This window comes from Parendozoicomonas sp. 2304DJ65-17 (genome assembly GCF_058148445.1).
Genome location: NZ_JBYVJV010000002.1, coordinates 644,489 through 660,634 on the forward strand (window position 1 = coordinate 644,489; position 16,146 = coordinate 660,634).

Consider the following 16,146-nt stretch of genomic DNA (forward strand, 5'->3'; position numbering starts at 1 on the left):
TGGCATTTATCAATTTCACTTAATTCAGTAAAGCACTGTTTTTTGAAATCTAAAGCCGCTGAAAACCGTGAACTTCTGCCAAGGTTTGGTATGGTTTGTGACTTGGATAAGAAGCGAAAGCCAGAATAATGAATACCTTCCCCAAGTTAACTGATGCTCTTCTCACCGTTGAAAGCCGGGTTGCTCTGTTGACCCTGAACCGGCATGACATTCGCAACGCTCTTACTGGCTCCAGTCTGGTGGACGATATTATTGCTGTGGCCGAATGGGTGAATACTGCCGAAGATGTTTCTGTTCTGGTGATTACCGGAGCCGGTTCGGCTTTCTGTGCAGGCGGTAATATCCATGATATGGCTGAGCGAAAGAGCGACTTTGCTGGTGATGTTGCGGAATGTGAAGAGCGCTATCGCCGGGGTATTCAGCGTATGCCTTTAGCAATGCAGGATATTGAGATTCCTGTTATTGCCGTAATTAATGGCGCGGCCGTTGGCGCCGGATTTGATTTATGCAATATGTGCGATATTCGCATTGCTTCTGAAAAAGCCAAAATGGGCGAGACCTTTTTGAATCTGGGAATAATTCCCGGTGATGGCGGAGCCTGGCTTTTGCAACGATTGATCGGCTATCAACGGGCGTTTGAACTGACCATGACCGGTCGTCTTGTAACTGCTCAGGAAGCTAAAGAACTGGGCATAGTTATGGATGTTGTTGAACACGATCAACTACTGCCGAAAGCCCTTAAACTTGCGGGTTCTATGGCCTCTCAGCCACCGAAAGCCACTCGTCTGACCAAACGTCTACTAAAGATGGCTCAGAAGATGGAGATGAAAGAGTTTCTGGATGTTTGCGCCTGCTTTCAGGGCATGTGTCATAACGAACCAGAGCATCTTGAAGCGGTCAATAAAATGCTGGTGGCGATGGGGAAGGGTTAATGGATGAATGCCGGTCATGATTTGAATGCGCTGCGAACACTGTTCCTTCTTTATAAAGAACGCAGTGTGACTGCTGCTGCTCGTGCAGCGGGAGTTACTCAACCCTCCATGAGCCGTACTCTGGCTCGTTTACGGGAGAAGTGGAACGACCGGCTTTTTGTTCGCCAGAAGGATGAACTGGTGCCCACGGCGTTCACCGAGCAATTAATTTATCGCCTGCGACCTCTGTTCGAGCAGATAGATTTGATTGTTGATGAAGTAACACCTCTTGAGCCGGGAACGGCGATAGGGCATTTTCATTTTGTTGCGCCGGACTTTATCAGCAAATTCGCTATGGCGAATTTGCCATCCAGCATTTTGACCATCACGCCACAGGTTGCTTTTCGTTATAGCTACTGGTCAGAAGACCTTGCTCAGAAACTGCAGAATGGTGAGGTAGACCTGGCATTTGGTTATCTGCCCGAATGTCCAAACCATGTTCGTCACCAGGAAATCGGAGCGGATAATTACAGAGTCATACACCGGATAAATCATCCTCTAGCTGAAATCCTTAATGAACAGAACTGGCTGAACTATCCGCACATCTCAGTAGAAAATGGCGGTGTGGGTGATGACTTTGTTGATCGCGCTCTGGCTTCCCGTGGTAAGCGCAGGCAGGTTGTGGTGAATACTCCAGATATTGCTGCAGCGTTAATGTTGCTGGAGAAAACGGATTACTTGCTTGTTGCACCGGAAGAACTTTGCAGTTTGTTGAATCCAAGACTGGCAGCCTCTGATTACCCTTTTGAAATCGCAGAAATCGATTATTGCCTGTATTGGGGTGCGGTTAAGGATAAAGACCCGCTGCACAAATATATTCGCTCTGTAGTACAGCGCACATTCGAACTCTATTGGAATAAAAATATTAATCTGCAGATGCAGGTTTAGCGGTAAGAATGAAAGAGCAGCATGTGGTAACGGTTGATGACAGTATATTGCTGTCTGCCGGGCAAAACTTTTATCTTGAATTTTCTGTTGAAGAGCAATATTCGTCGCTGATCGAAAGTATCTTTTGCCTGAGAGATCATGGGTGTTTAACTCAGGTAGGGAAAACCAGGTTTGCCGATAGCCGATCCTGTTTGCGGATAACTATTCCCGACTGCCCTGAAAGCGATAGAACTTTTGTGCAATACAGTGGCCCCAATGTTCAGGCAACCTCAAGAGAGCAGATCGTTTATGGTTGGGTATTTGGTTTTCGTTTTCATCGCCAGTTTCAAAACACTGAACAGCACTTTTCTAAAACTGATTTAAACATGATTTGTGACTCTGTTAAGCCGTTGGAGTCTGCTTCTTTTACTTCCAACGATGTTAACAAATTGATATCAGGTTTGATCCCGGGTCTATGGAATCAATGGCAATCTGGGTTTAGTCAGGAAGATAAGGAATTACTTGAGAGTGCAGGTACTGTAAAAAATGTTCAGGAGTGGGCCGAAATGGTTCAACTTTCCCCCAGAACATTGCAGCGAAAAGTCTCTCAATTGACGGGTTTAACACCAAAGCAATGGATTCAGATTCGTCAGCAGGAAGAGCTGTTAGCAGATACAGCGTTTTCTGAAAAAACACTGGCTGAATGCAGTGTTGATAATAATTTCTCCGACCAGGCCCACCTTACCCGCAGCTTTAAAAAATACTCCGGAGCAAGCCCCGGCCAGTTCCGTGATGTCTGGAAAACAACACCTGTCCGATTTATTCAAGACTGCCCTGAGGATAAAAACTTACGCTTCGCCATAGTGATGGACTGAAACTATGAAGCTATGGCAGAAATCAGTGAAAGTGTAAGGCAGAGAGTAACAGGTAGTTTTCAGCGGCAGCAGGCCATGCGGACTTTGGGAATCCAGATTCACTCTCTGGACTCCGGAAGCATTGAGCTGCACATGCCGTTCTCTGAATTGTATACCCAGCAGCATGGCTTTATTCATGCGGGGATTATTACTACAGCTCTGGACAGTGCCTGTGGTTATGCAGCGTTTTCATTAATGCCGGAAGATGCTGCGGTGTTAACTGTTGAATTTAAAACAAATCTCCTCGCACCTGCCAAAGGTTCCCTATTTCTTTTTTGTGCTGAAACTGTGAAATCTGGCCGTACCCTGAGCTTTAGCGAAGCCAAGGCTTATGCAGTTGATAACGGGCAAGAGATATTAATTGCAACTATGAGCGCCGCTCTTATGGCTGTTACTGGCCGCAATAATATTAAGGATTAAATCATGGCTTTTTACACAAAAGAGCAGGCCCGTGAATTTGCCGAAAAATGGCTACCAGCCTGGAGTGGTAATAACCCGGAAGCACTGCTGGAGTTTTACACTGACGATGTATTTTACTCTGATCCGGGCATCCCCAAAGGAGTTACCGGTAAACCTGCCCTGCGTGATTATTTTCGGGTTTTATTAGCCCATAATCCGGAATGGATTTGGACTCATACCCGTGCTGTGCCAATGGAGAATGGCTTTGTGAATCACTGGCAGGCAGTGATTCCTGTTGGAGGCACGCCTTTAATAATTGATGGTGTTTGCCTTGTTCACATACGGGATGGCCTTATTTTCAGAAATGAAGTGTTCTTCGACAGAAGTCGTCTGATAGCTGCAATCGCAGAGCATCGCGAAGCTGGCAAGAAGGCTTGATCTAAAAGATTTAGAGAAAATCGGGTGGATTCATAGTGCAGCTCAGGCATAGTGGCGATCTATTCATCGTAAAAATGCTTTGCCGGAATGAATCCATCAAGTGTCTTGAGACTGTTATCGCTGGCTGCCATTTGGGGCGGCTCTTTCCTGTTTATGCGAATATGTGCAACAGCCTTGAGTCCGGCAGTGATGATTGAGGCTAGAGTGGGACTGGCAGCAGTATTTCTGTTTTTTGTCTCACTCTGGTTGAAGAAAAATACAAATTTAATCAATCACTGGAAACATTTTCTGATAATTGGTTTATTGAATACAGCCTTGCCCTTTTTGTTATTTGCCTGGTCAGCTCAGGTTTTGACAGCGTCTATGTTATCCATCCTGAATGCCACTGCTCCAATATGGGGAGTACTGATCAGTGTGCTGCTTAAACAAAACACGTTGTCTATAAAGTCATCTATTGGGCTGATATGTGGCACTGCCGGAGTTATAATGCTGGTTGGCTTGGATCAGGTTTCGCTTCAGCAAGGAGCACCTCTGGCAATTATGGCTGCTCTGGGAGCAGCACTGAGCTATGGTGTTGCCAGCATTTATGCCCGCTCAGTAACAAACGTATCTCCTTTCGATAATGCTCATGGCAGTATGTGGGCTGCGACTTTGCTGGTTATTCCTTTAATTCCTTTTTCCCCAACCCATAATCTGCCAGATGTTGAGATCATAGCGGCAGTGGTGTTGCTTGGGGTTTTGTGTACCGGTGTCGCTTATTTGTTGTACTTCAGGCTTATTGCTGACATTGGTGCCCCCTCTGCCCTGACAGTGACTTTCTTAATACCAGTTTTTGGTATTTTATGGGGGCATTTCATACTAGATGAAATAGTTGGCTGGCATACCGTCATCGGTACATTACTGGTCATTGTGGGGACTGCCTTGGTTACGGGTTTTTCATTAGTAAATCTTGCAAGAACCTGGAGATAACCCAAGCGTTATAAATGCTATAGCCAGAGGGTATTCGTCTCTCGATAAGCTCCCGATTAATCTGTACCTCAAAATAATAACAATAAGTGAGAGTGTAGAATGGGGTTCTGGAAAGGCGAGTTAACCGATAATGGTTATCAGATTCCAAAAATCTACCGCTGGTTAAAACCGGCAATCTCTGGGAATACCATCAATGGTTTGGGAGAAAGTGAATTTCGCCAGCCTACTCCTATTCTTTGGCACCGCCTGAAATATATTCGCTATAAGTTTATCCAGCTATTGTTTCAGTCCCGCTTCCGGCCTCGCATTGCTGTTCAGCATACCCGCATGGGGCTGGAGTTTGTGCGTTTGAAGAAGCGTAAGAAGGCGCTCCGCAAAACAGAGCCCAATCCGCAGGTTCTGGATTTGGGGAAGCATGTTACCAAAACAGTGAAAGACCATGCCATTGCTCTTGGTGCAGATAATGTGGGTATCACAACCCTGCGCCCGGAATGGATTTTTGAAGGTTATCAGCTGGAGCCCTGGGCTCAGAAGGCAATGGACAACAATGAGCTCTATCTGATTCTTATGACGGTGCAGCACGACAAAGAATGTTTTGAAGCCGCACCGGCCTGGGAATTCTCCCGTGAGATCGCCAACCAATACAATCACGGTTCAGATATCGCCGTACAAATGGCCCACTGGATTCTGGATAAAGGCTACAGGGCTTACGGCCATGGTGGGCCTGAGGCGGGTGAATTTACCTTAACACCAGCCGCTATCGAAGCAGGCCTTGGCGAACTGGGTAAACATGGTTCTTTAATTAATCCCAAGCTGGGAGGCAACTTCCGTATAGCCTGTGTATATACGACGCTGCCTTTAGATACTGATGCCCCCCGGGATTTTGGCATTGATGATTTCTGCATGCGCTGCCAGATCTGCACAAAAGCCTGCCCGCCCCTGGCGATTTCCGATGGTAAGAAAATGGTGCGGGGTACAGAGAAGTTCTATGTAGATTTTGATAAGTGCATGCCATATATGACCGACAACTACGGCTGTGGCATTTGTCTGAAAGAGTGTCCCTGGAGCCAGGAAAAAATCGTTGAGAAAGTCTATCGAAAACAACAGAAGCGTTTGTTTAAGACAGAGTTTCCCAGCGATATTCAGGCCGTTGATGCAACTGTGTATCAGACGGGACGGCAGATTAATCTTGTTGATCTGGTGTCTTAGTCAGCTGTTGCGAACGACTTTGCATATGAGCGGACAGATAGCCTAGCGTACCGGTAGCTATTGCATTGATCAGAGTAAAACCTAAATAGCTGCTGGTTACGGAAGGAGTGCTGGCCAGAGTCAGTCCGGCTATGGCTAAAACACTGACGCCAGTGGATATCATTTCCCAGAAACGTGTGTTTAAAGCACCTTCTGGTTGAGGCTCACCGTTTAATGTTCTTCTGTGAGCAAGCAACTGGTCGATGGGTCTACCTAACTGACAACCAATACAAATACCGCTAAAGGTGGCTCCAAACAGAGCTAAACCGCAAATCACCAGATTTTCCGGTGCAACACCAGAAGAATTCATGAATTCGTTGCCCCACCAGAAAAAGCATGAACAGGCGGCTCCAACACCTGCAGAGATAACGCCCTGGGTTTTTCTGTTGGCAATAGGGGTATTGACTCTCTCGCACGAAGAAAAATTGGAACAAGGTTGCCTGTAGATAGACATGGCCTTTTCGGGAGCATTTTTGATTGGGGCAACTAATAAATAATTAAGCGTACCCCAAAGGCTTTTATCAGATTCCGGTGCAGTTATTTGTGTATTACGATTTCCGCCAGCTGCGGCTGCCTGTGATGCGTGCATAGTTCCAGATCCTTTGATGAAAACTCATCAGACAAATCTAGTGAGGCAAGCCCCTTTAGATCACTAACGGTATGGTTAACACTCCTGACAAAGAGAACATGACTGGGACTCTTCAACCCAGGGGTCGATATGGATTAGAACTTCAGCAATATTAGGGCCTTCTTGTTTGAGGAGCGCCTCAACAGCATCGGCAATTTCATGGCCTTGATAAACTGTGAGGTGGCAGTCTACATAGAGATGCATATCAACAAACAGTCCGCCGTGATGACGGGTTCTCAGGCGGTGAATCCCTCTGACTCCTTCAACACCAGAGGCCAGCTTGTAAAGCTGCTCGGTAATATCTTTTGAAGCGCCCTTGTCTACCAGTGAACCTAATGCTGGTGCGCAGATATTGAAGGCTGAGTAGAGAATAAACAGCGAGATAAGAACCGCACCTGCCAGATCAATCCAAACCATTCCCGGCAGAAACATAGAGCCGACAACCGCCAATGCCGCAGGCATGGAGCTGAAGGCATCACTGCGATGATGCCAGGCGTTAGCTATCAACGCGGAAGACTGGATTTGTTTGCCTCTATACAGAGTCCAGCGAAATAACATTTCCTTAACAATAATGGAGCTAAGAGCGGCAACCAAAGCCAGCATGCTGGCCTGTCGAGCTTGCCCACTGTGCCAAGCGTTGAAAGCATCCCAGCCGATGCCAACACCGGTAGCAATCATCATTACCCCGATCAAAAGTGTAACTACAGTTTCAAATCGCTGGTGGCCGTATGGGTGGTTGTCATCGGCAGGCGCGGACCAGAGTCGGACGCCGACAAGTACGGCTATATCACTGACAAGGTCGGACAAACTGTGTAGACCATCGGCAACAACGGCCCGGCTGTTACCCAGTGTGCCAGCAATAATCTTCAGGATGGAAAGGGCTGCGTTTACCCACAGGCCAACCCATGTTACCCGTGAAATATCGGAAACAGTGTCTGAATGCTTTGTCATACTTTACAGGTCTAGTTTTTGTGGATGGCGAAGGGTTAGGAGCAGACTCCCATAAGGAAATTATAAAGAGATGGAGTAATACTTCGATTAGCACTCATGCTTACAGGTTGTAGAAGAATGAACGAAATGCAGCAAACGAGAATCACCTGTCCTTACTGTGGCGAACCTATCGACATACTGATGGACAGTGAAGAAGTTGATACCCCTTACATTGAGGATTGTCAGGTCTGTTGCCGGCCGATACATATTTCTCTTTATGAAGATGAGGGCGGCAACCTCAATGTTCAGGCTCGTCATGAAAACGACGCCTGACCTTGAGCATGATCAGAGTTTAAAGCTCAGCGCTTCCAACAGGCGCTCACGCAGCTTTTGTTCAATAACGGGCAGGTGTTCTGCAACCAGCTCGTCGACAATGCTGTTGATCTGATCATTGCTCAAGGGGGCGTCGAGATCTGATTCGGAAAGATGTACAACAGGTTCCTCCTGAGAGTCCAGAGGTTGTACCCTGTCGTCCAGGATTGGGATCTCTTCTTCCATATCCAGCTCGCCTTCCAGCATGGGGATATCATGGGTAAAAGGTTTGTCTAAAAGCTGGCGCAGGTCTTCCAGCTCGTCAAGTAACAGCTCTGCCTGATCGGCCTGTTCGGTCATGATGTTCTTCCGACCTTCTGGTGTTTGGGAGCCAACCCTCGCTCTTTGTACTGGCGAAACCGGTTGCGTGCCAGTTCGAGGATGCTCTGTTCCTGAACAACAACTTCGGCCACTCTCTCAAAGTTGTCGATTGTTGTGGGGATCGTTTCTCCGAGGTTGATTAGCAGCCCACTTCGGCCAGGCAGTTGTTCCTGATTCGATCCCAGGGTGACAGGTTCCTGAATGTCTTCTTTGTCTGCAGCGTTTTTATGGGAATTGAGATTGGTATGGGGAAGAAAACTATCTTCCCGATACGACCAGAGCATGGAGTCGAGAGCAACAACGTCCTGCGCAGTAGTCATGTGGATATGTGTGGGTACACCATTGCGCCAGGCTTTTTCTGCCAGTCGGCAGGCAAACCAGACGCGGGCTTCGAGAGTATCTTCCTGAAGGATGTAGAAGCTGACCTGAGGAGACATAAAACCCTGTGTTCAGATGATTAATGGCTTCTAGCATATTCAGGAGAAGGCAATGTTATCAAGCACTATCCCGGCTTTTGTTGATCTTCAGGTTCTGAGCCAGGTGTCCAGGCTATCAATGGTGTGACACCACTCCGAGTCATCCTGCCAGCTCTCCTTAATAAAGCCCGACTGGGATGTACTCCAGAAACTGGCTTTGTGCAGAGGCGTTGTTTGCCCCGTTAGCTTATGGGTTTGCACAAAGGTCTGAATATCCTGATCTTCACTGGGCAGGCCAAGCTGCAGGAAAAGTTCATTAAGAGTATGGGAGTGGGCGTTCACAACAACGTCCTCCTTTCGGTGGAGGGAAAGCCCTTAAGTATGGTCTTTATGAAAAATTTTGCCGACTTTTTAGTCAGCAGAATTTCTATCAGGACTATCATGATAAAGCGAGTTCAACCGCTCTCTGGGCATGGATGGCGGTGGTGTCGTACAGAGGAATGTCCGTCAGAGTCTGGTTAACCAGCAATGCAATTTCGGTACAGCCAAGAATAACGGCCTGAGCACCTTCTGCGTGCAGCTGCTCGATAATTCTCAGGTACTGAGCCTGAGACTCCTGTTGGATTTTTCCCAGGCACAGTTCGTTATAAATAACATTGTGCACAATGGTGCGATCTTCTTCGCTGGGAACAACCACATTTATTCCAAACTGTTCTGTTAGCCGGTCTTTGTAAAACTCTTGTTCCATTGTGAAGCGGGTGCCCAGCAAGCCGACCTTAGTAACATCATTGGCCTTCAGTGTTTCCGCAGTAGCATCAGCAATATGTACCAGTGGAATATTGATGGCTTCCTGTACCTGACCTGCCACCTTGTGCATGGTGTTGGTACAGATCAGTAGAAAGTCAGCACCGCCTTGCTCTACCTTTTGGGCGGCATCCCGAAGAATTCTGGCGGTACCGTCCCAGTCTCCAGAGTGCTGCATTTTCTCGATTTCATCGAAATTGACGCTGTGAAGTGTGACTTTGGCCGAATGTAAACCGCCAAGCTGGTTTTTTACGCCCTGGTTGATTGCTTGATAGTAACTAACGGTAGATTCCCAGCTCATCCCGCCGAGCAGGCCAATTGTTTTCATAGCACCCTTGGGTTAACAGTGGCTTTATTTTCTAAAGCCAAACGTGAAGATGTTCTGACATCTTACGGTGAATTGAATAGCTCTCCCAGTAAGTAGAGTTCGTAGTTTTCTGAATCAGACATATCGATCAATTCTAATAAAAAACCAATAAGGCTTTCTCTGTCTGGAAAAGCTATATCGTGACCAGGGGTTTGTTGATTAATCTGGCTGCGCAAATAGATATACCCATCAGCTTCCAGCAACCAGAATTTTGTTGTGTTTATTAATACTGACTCACCATCCTGGAGAGTTATGGTTGCTAAAAGATCAGATCCAGACGTTATAGATTGGAAGTTTTTTTTGAAAGAGTAAGTCTTTCCCAGCCATTTTCGGTTTTCATCCAGCTCTGTCTGGTTATCTATCAGTTCACTCAAGGTGGTTACTTGCTTATCAAGCAGCTGGCCACCATGAGTTAATGCGATGTTTTCATAAAGAGCCTGCATGCCATTGCCAAGGTTTCGTGAGATGTTCTGTAGCAGCTTTTGTTTTAGCGACAATGCTTCAATAACTTTGTGTGAGTGATTCTCTCGCTCCTCGTCTTTTTTTTGTGACTCCTGATAGTAGAGGATGCCTCCAATGCCCATAGGAATGGTAAAGGTTAACCCTGTGACCAGACTTGTTGGGAGTAGCAAGGGAACGGTATGAACATAGGCGTAGTAGGATGAGGCAAGGGTTAGCATCCCGGCTGTAACGCTGAATGCGAAAAAGGTTTTGGTATCAAACCAGGCCCGTTCACTGTCGAGTCTGGCAAAGACCATTTTCATGATGTTCTGAGTTGTTATGTGTTCAGGGACACTGAAACCTGGAGTCAGCTGTTCAACCAGCACTCTGATTGTTGTTTGGTTTTTCTGGAACTGCTTTTTTTTCTCGTCAGTATCCAGTTTGGCCTGAACAGTGTAGAACTCCGTTTCTGTCAGCCAGGTTTTTAGAATGTCATAATCGTTATGGTACTTTTCCCCTTCAGCGAAGTCCTTCATGGCTTTTTCTCGCAGGGGCTCATTTTGAAAACTATTCGAATAGAGGTCTATGTAATATTCAACCCGCCCTTTTATGTGCCCATCAGGAAGTGGCCAAGGGTCATCGTTAGGCCAGGCATGAAGGGTGCCTGCAAAACAGATAAAGAGAAGAATTGCTACAGTCTTCTGCAGCGAAAGAGAAAGGTTTACAGATAACATAAAGAGCCTCGGGCACTCAGAAATGCTTTTCTAAAAATGAGAGGCCACGAAAGATAGACCCTAATATTTCATCAGGTCAGTTCACTGACATTTATTCACATTTGATTACACGGCGTGAAGGGGAATCGGGGAAGTTTTCAAAGATTTGATTGTTAACACTCCGGCAGAGAACTCACTGCCGGAGTGTTTGCTGCTTTAGCTTACTTGATCCAGAATATACTGAACCAGCAGAGGAACCGGGCGACCAGTTGCGCCTTTTTCGCCGCCGCTCTTCCATGCAGTACCGGCTATATCCAGGTGAGCCCATGGAAACTCTTTGGCATAGCGGGACAGGAAACACCCAGCAGTAATTGTTCCTGCAGGGCGGCCACCAATATTGGCCATATCGGCAAAGTTACTGTCCAGCTGCTTCTGGTAGCTGTCATCCAGAGGTAAACGCCAGGCTTTGTCGCCACTCACATTACCGGCTACAGACAGGGCTTCAGCCAGATCATCATTATTACTCATCAAACCGCTGATGGTATGACCCAGCGCCATAATGCAGGCACCGGTCAAGGTTGCGATATCAACCACGGCTTTAGGCTTGAAACGCTCGGCATAGGTGAGGGCGTCACACAGAACCAAACGGCCTTCTGCATCGGTGTTAAGGATCTCGATAGTCTGGCCAGACATGGAGGTGACAATGTCACCGGGCTTGCTGGCATGACCGGCAGGCATATTTTCTGCGGCAGCAATCAAACCAATAACATTAATAGGCAGCTGCAGTTCGACAATGGCTTTCATGGCACCGAATACAGAGGCTGCACCACACATGTCGTATTTCATTTCATCCATAGCAGCGCCAGGCTTGAGGCTGATGCCGCCGGTGTCGAAGGTAATACCTTTGCCCAGCAGAACAATGGGCTGGTCACCTTTCTTGCCACCTTTGTAATCCATCTGGATCAGCTGGCCTTCTTCCACAGAACCTTTGGCTACAGAGAGGAAAGAGTGCATGCCCAGTTTTTCCATCTCCTTTTCGCCCAAAGCTTTCACGGAAAGTTTTGCGACACCGCGAGCCAGCTTCTTGGCTTCTCCGGTGAGGTGCAGAGGCGTGCAGACGTTGCCGGGGCGGTTGCCCAGATCGCGGGCCAGAGCCATACCGTTGGCGATGGCGCAACCTTCAGCGGCGGCTTGTTTGTGGTTTTCAAGAGCTTTGCGGCCAGATTGCAGAAGAGCGATTTTTCCAAGAACAACAGCGTTCTTGTCGTCTTTCTTGCTCTTGTACTCGTCGAATTTGTAGCCGGCGCTGACAATGTTGCGAGCCAGCAGCCTCAGTAGCCAGCTGCTATCTCTGTCTGCCAGCGGCAGATCATCAAATGTGATAACGGCATCTTTAACCCGTGCGCCGTTGAGGGCTCGGGCAACAGCGATACAGATTTTTTCCGCTGCGGCGGCTTTAGGCTGATCTTTGCCAGTGGCAACCAGAAGTACACGCTCAGCTTTAATGCCGGTAACGGTTGGTACCATCAAAACCTGCCCGGCAGCCTGCTTCAGATCACCACGTTCAACCAGAGAGCTGAGTAAACCACCGGCTTCCTTATCAACACTACTGAAAGCAGGAAACTCGCCGCTGGCCCCCGTGAAAAGCACAAGACACTGGGTCTGTTGCTTGGCGGCACCACCACTCTTAACTGTAATTTCCATTTTCTCTCCTGTTCAGAGGCAAAAACCGGTGCGTTATCTATAAGTTTGGTAGATAATTCCCGGCTTTATAGCAATATGCAGGCAGTTTATGACCAGCCTGCATTATGGTTATTGCCGTTGCTTTCAGCACATAACCACAGTTGTTTGGCATGCTTTTGTCGCTGGGGTCTTCGGAAAACCCTTGTAAGGGTTTCGAAGCTTTGCGGCGGCAGCTGTATACTCTCCGAGTTTACGACAGGTTTGTACGGATTTTCAGCCTTTCTGTCAGTGTTTTTGTACGTATTGATGGCTGGGCACAGGTGTAGACGGGATTTTCAGTTTTGATCGTTCTTCGATATTTATCCAGAGAATTGGTTCAGGGGTGGCTGGCTATCAGTGGCGTGTTGCTGCTGATTATTGTCAGTGGTCGCTTTATCAAATATCTCCAGCAGGCAGCCACCGGTGAACTAAAGCCTGAATTCCTGTTTGCCATTATGGGTTACCGGTTACCGGGCTTTTTAGAAATTATTCTTCCCCTTGGCCTTTTCCTCTCCATTTTGCTGGCTTATGGCCGCATGTATGTAGACAGTGAAATGGTTGTTCTCGAAGCCTGTGGCATGAGCCGTAATCGGCTGTTGGGTTATACCCTGGTTCCCGGACTGCTGATTATGTTGATTGTTGGTTTCACCAGCTTCGTGCTCAGTCCCTGGGGCGCAGGAAATGTAGAACGCATTCTCAATCAGCAGGATGCCATGACCGAGTTTGATACCCTTACCCCTGGTCGTTTTCAGTCTATGGCCGGTGGTGGGCGAGTGACCTATGCGGAAGAACTGAATTCTGATAAATCCCGCATGCAGAATGTTTTTATTGCCCAGCAGGGACAGAGCAAAGGGGAAGGTTCAAAAGGTCAGCTGACAGTTCTTTTGGCTGATGGTGGTCGCATCTATTTTGATGAAGAAAGTAACAAGCGTTATCTGCTGCTCAATGATGGCTACCGGTATGATGTTGCCGCTGGTCAGCCAGAAGGGCGGCTGACTCAGTATGATACCTATGGCATCCAGATGCAGGATAAGGAAGCTCGTCCGGTTACCAAGGAAAATACGATTCCTACATCAGAAATTATTGGTCGCAGTGAGCTCCGACTGCAGGCTGAACTTCAGTGGCGTATTTCTCTTCCGCTACTGATACCGATCATTATTCTTATGGCACTTCCGCTTGCCCGGGTGAATCCACGGCAAGGGCGCTTCTTAAAACTGCTTCCGGGCGTTTTGTTGTATCTCTTTTATCTGGCGCTGTTAATTTCCGGCAGAGGTGCCATTGAAGATGGCAACCTGCCGCCACAGATAGGGCTTTGGGGAATTCACACGTTCTTTGGAACCCTGGCTGTTGTTATGTTTTTTGGTCCGCAGGTTCTGATGAAAATGAAGGCTTCCGGTTCTGCCAAGAACCTTGAGGGGGCACAGGGATGAGAAAGTTAGATCGTCATATCGGCCTGACAGTTCTGACCGCAATGCTGGTGGTTATGATCATCATCGTTTTTCTGGATACGCTGTTTGGGTTTATGACCCAGCTGGATGCCATGCGCGCCAACTATCAGGTGCCAGAAGTTATTCGCTTCATGCTGCTGACAACGCCCCAACGTGTTTATGATGTGATTCCTGTCGCGGCCCTGATTGGTTGTTTGGCAGGACTGGGCTCTCTGGCAAATCACAGTGAGCTGGTGGTTATGCGTGCGGCTGGTGTTTCCCTGATGCGTATCGGTTGGTCGGTCATGAAACCCGCCATTGTATTGATGTTGATGGGGCTGGTACTCAGTGAATATGTTTCCCCTGTGACTGAGCAGATGGCGCAGACAGAGCGAAAAATTGCCCGTTCTGCAGACGGACAATATACCGATGAAGGCCTGTGGCACCGGGAAGGCAACGAGTACATGTACTTCAATGCCGTTGAGCCTAATGGTGTTCTTTACGGCATTAATATCTTCAAATTTGATGATGAGCGTCGCTTGCAGGAAAGCATTTATGCGGATCGTGCATTAAGCCAAGGCAGTCATTGGCTATTGGAAGGGGTTGAAGCCAGCACTTATGGTGAAGACTCAGTAATCTCCCGTGTTGCGGGTACGGAAATCTGGGAAACAGGTTTGACTACCACACTGTTGAAAGTGGTTGTGGTGAAACCGGATGATCTTTCTATCTCTGGTTTGATCACTTACGTGAATTACCTGCAGGAACAGGAGCTGGAAACCGGCGAATACAAACTGGCGATGTACAAGAAGATGTTGCAGCCAGCGGCAATTTTCGCGCTGGTGCTGATTGGTATGTCGTTTGTGTTTGGCCCGTTAAGAACGGTTTCTATGGGCTTGCGACTGTTTACCGGTGTGATTACCGGTGTCACCTTCATGATTTTGCAAAACCTGATGGGGCCAGCGAGTCTGGTGTTTGGTTTCTCACCATTAATTGCTGTACTGGTGCCAATACTAGTTTGTTTTGGTATTGGGATAATGTTGTTGAGAAGGGCTGGTTAACCAGCCCTTTTTCTTAGGTTAATTGACTGACAGTGCTGAAAGATCTTTGCTGAACTGCTCTTTCATTGTCGTGTACCGTTCACTTTTATCTGCCAGCATCTGCGTTAGCCGCTCGCAGTTTCTTTGGTATCTACCTTCATTATCTTTATAAGCTTTGACGGCGTGATATATGTTCCTTCGTGCGGTCTGCGTTATGCCCCTGCTTCTGCTCTGCCTTTGGCAGTATTCGAAGAGTCGGCCTGGCTCGACGTATTGTTGATATACATCATTAATATATTTATCTGCGTCGTGCTTTGTTTCTTTTAAAATAGACTTTTGAGCAACCATGCTCTCTTCACATGTAAAGGTTGAGCGTAGTATCTTTGTGAATTCGTCAATCTCTTGCTCAGTGAAACCACACTGGTCAATTAGGTATAAGAGGTCGCTAACCTTTTGCAGGTCTCCTTTGCTCAAAGCCTGTTGAAATTTGTTGAGATTAATCAACCGATCATCTAGGCGTGCCAACTTCCTTTGTAGAGAGGAGGAGATTTCACTGCAGCGGTGATCATTGTATTTACCCCTCAGATCAACAAGCATGAGAGTTGCTCCAACTGCCAGCGGTAATCCTATAGTCCAGATTTTTCCTGGCACAGCTCTTACAACTCTGGCTACGGCCTTCACACCTATTACGGTCAGGCCACCTGTAATCAAGCCAACGCCTGCTGATCCTCTTATTTCTGAAAAATCCGGAATACATCGCAAAACATTCACACGGTAGCTGTTCATAACTGCTAGTTTGTTTTCGTGTTGGCGAAATCCTTCTGCAAAGTTTCGTGGAGTAGTGTGTTGAGACCCTGTGCGATCCATTGATGTTGCCATGAGAGTACCTTCCTTGGTCAAAATTTGGTGGAAGGTTAAAACAGAGATATAGACCAAAGTAATAAGACATTGGTCTAATAGATAAAGCCTGCTGGAGTTGGCAGGCTTTGGCAGCAGGGCGAACTATAAGTGAATTTTATAGACTTGCCTTATCTGCAAAGTTTTCAGCATCTTTGTCATCGCGTTCACCTGGATCTGCAACGATGACCTTCTCAAACTTCTTCTCTAATCACCTGACTGGAAGTCACGAGCCATCATTGGGAATTGGATTAGGCAGTATTGC

19 protein-coding genes are annotated in these 16,146 nt (G+C 47.3%); 10 read left to right on the forward strand and 9 right to left on the reverse strand.

The features are described 5' to 3' along the window. The first annotated feature begins 128 nt into the window (after positions 1 to 128). The 7 genes from ACY2RR_RS07880 (at position 129) to ACY2RR_RS07910 (ending at position 5,767) form a co-directional block, all read left to right on the forward strand. Complete coding sequence (locus tag ACY2RR_RS07880) at positions 129 to 932, forward strand: enoyl-CoA hydratase-related protein (RefSeq protein WP_490107594.1); 804 nt, start codon at positions 129 to 131, stop codon at positions 930 to 932. A gap of 3 nt (positions 933 to 935) precedes the next feature. Then, the gene (locus ACY2RR_RS07885; RefSeq protein ID WP_490107595.1) at positions 936 to 1,859 is read left to right on the forward strand and encodes a LysR family transcriptional regulator; all 924 of its coding nucleotides are present in this window, start codon (positions 936 to 938) and stop codon (positions 1,857 to 1,859) included. A gap of 8 nt (positions 1,860 to 1,867) precedes the next feature. Further along, the gene (locus ACY2RR_RS07890; RefSeq protein ID WP_490107596.1) at positions 1,868 to 2,713 is read left to right on the forward strand and encodes a helix-turn-helix domain-containing protein; all 846 of its coding nucleotides are present in this window, start codon (positions 1,868 to 1,870) and stop codon (positions 2,711 to 2,713) included. 12 nt (positions 2,714 to 2,725) lie between these two features. Next, a complete protein-coding gene (locus ACY2RR_RS07895; RefSeq protein ID WP_490107597.1) occupies positions 2,726 to 3,172 on the forward strand; it encodes a PaaI family thioesterase in 447 nt (148 codons plus the stop codon). 3 nt (positions 3,173 to 3,175) lie between these two features. Further along, positions 3,176 to 3,589, forward strand: coding sequence for a nuclear transport factor 2 family protein (locus ACY2RR_RS07900; RefSeq protein WP_490107598.1), 414 nt, complete (start codon positions 3,176 to 3,178; stop codon positions 3,587 to 3,589). An 87-nt stretch (positions 3,590 to 3,676) separates the two neighbouring features. Next, a complete protein-coding gene (locus ACY2RR_RS07905) occupies positions 3,677 to 4,558 on the forward strand; it encodes a DMT family transporter (RefSeq protein ID WP_490107599.1) in 882 nt (293 codons plus the stop codon). 99 nt (positions 4,559 to 4,657) lie between these two features. Then, positions 4,658 to 5,767, forward strand: coding sequence for a 4Fe-4S dicluster domain-containing protein (locus ACY2RR_RS07910; protein ID WP_490107600.1), 1,110 nt, complete (start codon positions 4,658 to 4,660; stop codon positions 5,765 to 5,767). On the opposite strand, the gene ACY2RR_RS07915 is transcribed toward ACY2RR_RS07910, so the two are convergent. Continuing rightward, complete coding sequence (locus ACY2RR_RS07915) at positions 5,742 to 6,395, reverse strand: hypothetical protein (RefSeq protein ID WP_490107601.1); 654 nt, start codon at positions 6,393 to 6,395, stop codon at positions 5,742 to 5,744. The two genes, ACY2RR_RS07910 and ACY2RR_RS07915, sit on opposite strands and share 26 nt — an antisense overlap. A gap of 75 nt (positions 6,396 to 6,470) precedes the next feature. Further along, on the reverse strand, positions 6,471 to 7,385 hold the full coding sequence (locus tag ACY2RR_RS07920) for a cation diffusion facilitator family transporter (protein ID WP_490107602.1): 915 nt from the start codon (positions 7,383 to 7,385) through the stop codon (positions 6,471 to 6,473). A gap of 117 nt (positions 7,386 to 7,502) precedes the next feature. Here ACY2RR_RS07920 and ACY2RR_RS07925 point away from each other — a divergent pair, with 117 nt between their 5' ends. Further along, on the forward strand, positions 7,503 to 7,697 hold the full coding sequence (locus ACY2RR_RS07925) for a CPXCG motif-containing cysteine-rich protein (RefSeq protein WP_490107603.1): 195 nt from the start codon (positions 7,503 to 7,505) through the stop codon (positions 7,695 to 7,697). Between the two features lie 12 nt (positions 7,698 to 7,709). On the opposite strand, the gene ACY2RR_RS07930 is transcribed toward ACY2RR_RS07925, so the two are convergent. From ACY2RR_RS07930 to ACY2RR_RS07955, 6 genes are all read right to left on the reverse strand, one after another. Further along, positions 7,710 to 8,036 carry a hypothetical protein gene (locus tag ACY2RR_RS07930; protein ID WP_490107604.1) on the reverse strand — a complete coding sequence of 109 codons (327 nt, stop codon included), beginning with the start codon at positions 8,034 to 8,036 and terminating at the stop codon, positions 7,710 to 7,712. Then, complete coding sequence (locus ACY2RR_RS07935) at positions 8,033 to 8,494, reverse strand: DNA polymerase III subunit chi (protein WP_490107605.1); 462 nt, start codon at positions 8,492 to 8,494, stop codon at positions 8,033 to 8,035. The genes ACY2RR_RS07930 and ACY2RR_RS07935 overlap by 4 nt, the downstream gene beginning before the upstream one ends. 87 nt (positions 8,495 to 8,581) lie before the next feature. Then, a complete protein-coding gene (locus tag ACY2RR_RS07940) occupies positions 8,582 to 8,815 on the reverse strand; it encodes a DUF2789 family protein (protein ID WP_490107606.1) in 234 nt (77 codons plus the stop codon). A 97-nt stretch (positions 8,816 to 8,912) separates the two neighbouring features. After that, positions 8,913 to 9,605, reverse strand: a complete 693-nt coding sequence (locus ACY2RR_RS07945) for an aspartate/glutamate racemase family protein (RefSeq protein WP_490107607.1) — start codon at positions 9,603 to 9,605, stop codon at positions 8,913 to 8,915. A 62-nt stretch (positions 9,606 to 9,667) separates the two neighbouring features. Next, complete coding sequence (locus tag ACY2RR_RS07950; RefSeq protein WP_490107608.1) at positions 9,668 to 10,819, reverse strand: hypothetical protein; 1,152 nt, start codon at positions 10,817 to 10,819, stop codon at positions 9,668 to 9,670. A gap of 195 nt (positions 10,820 to 11,014) precedes the next feature. After that, positions 11,015 to 12,502: a leucyl aminopeptidase gene (locus tag ACY2RR_RS07955; protein WP_490107609.1), complete on the reverse strand. Its 1,488-nt coding sequence runs from the start codon at positions 12,500 to 12,502 to the stop codon at positions 11,015 to 11,017. 320 nt (positions 12,503 to 12,822) lie between these two features. Between ACY2RR_RS07955 and lptF the strand changes: the two genes are divergently transcribed. After that, positions 12,823 to 13,950: an LPS export ABC transporter permease LptF gene (gene lptF / locus ACY2RR_RS07960; protein ID WP_490107610.1), complete on the forward strand. Its 1,128-nt coding sequence runs from the start codon at positions 12,823 to 12,825 to the stop codon at positions 13,948 to 13,950. Next, positions 13,947 to 15,005 (forward strand): LPS export ABC transporter permease LptG, encoded by a 1,059-nt coding sequence (gene lptG, locus ACY2RR_RS07965; RefSeq protein WP_490107611.1) that lies wholly within the window; start codon positions 13,947 to 13,949, stop codon positions 15,003 to 15,005. Before lptF ends, lptG begins: the two co-directional genes overlap by 4 nt. Before the next feature lie 18 nt (positions 15,006 to 15,023). On the opposite strand, the gene ACY2RR_RS07970 is transcribed toward lptG, so the two are convergent. Further along, the gene (locus tag ACY2RR_RS07970; protein ID WP_490107612.1) at positions 15,024 to 15,863 is read right to left on the reverse strand and encodes a hypothetical protein; all 840 of its coding nucleotides are present in this window, start codon (positions 15,861 to 15,863) and stop codon (positions 15,024 to 15,026) included. Positions 15,864 to 16,146: the final 283 nt, after the last annotated feature.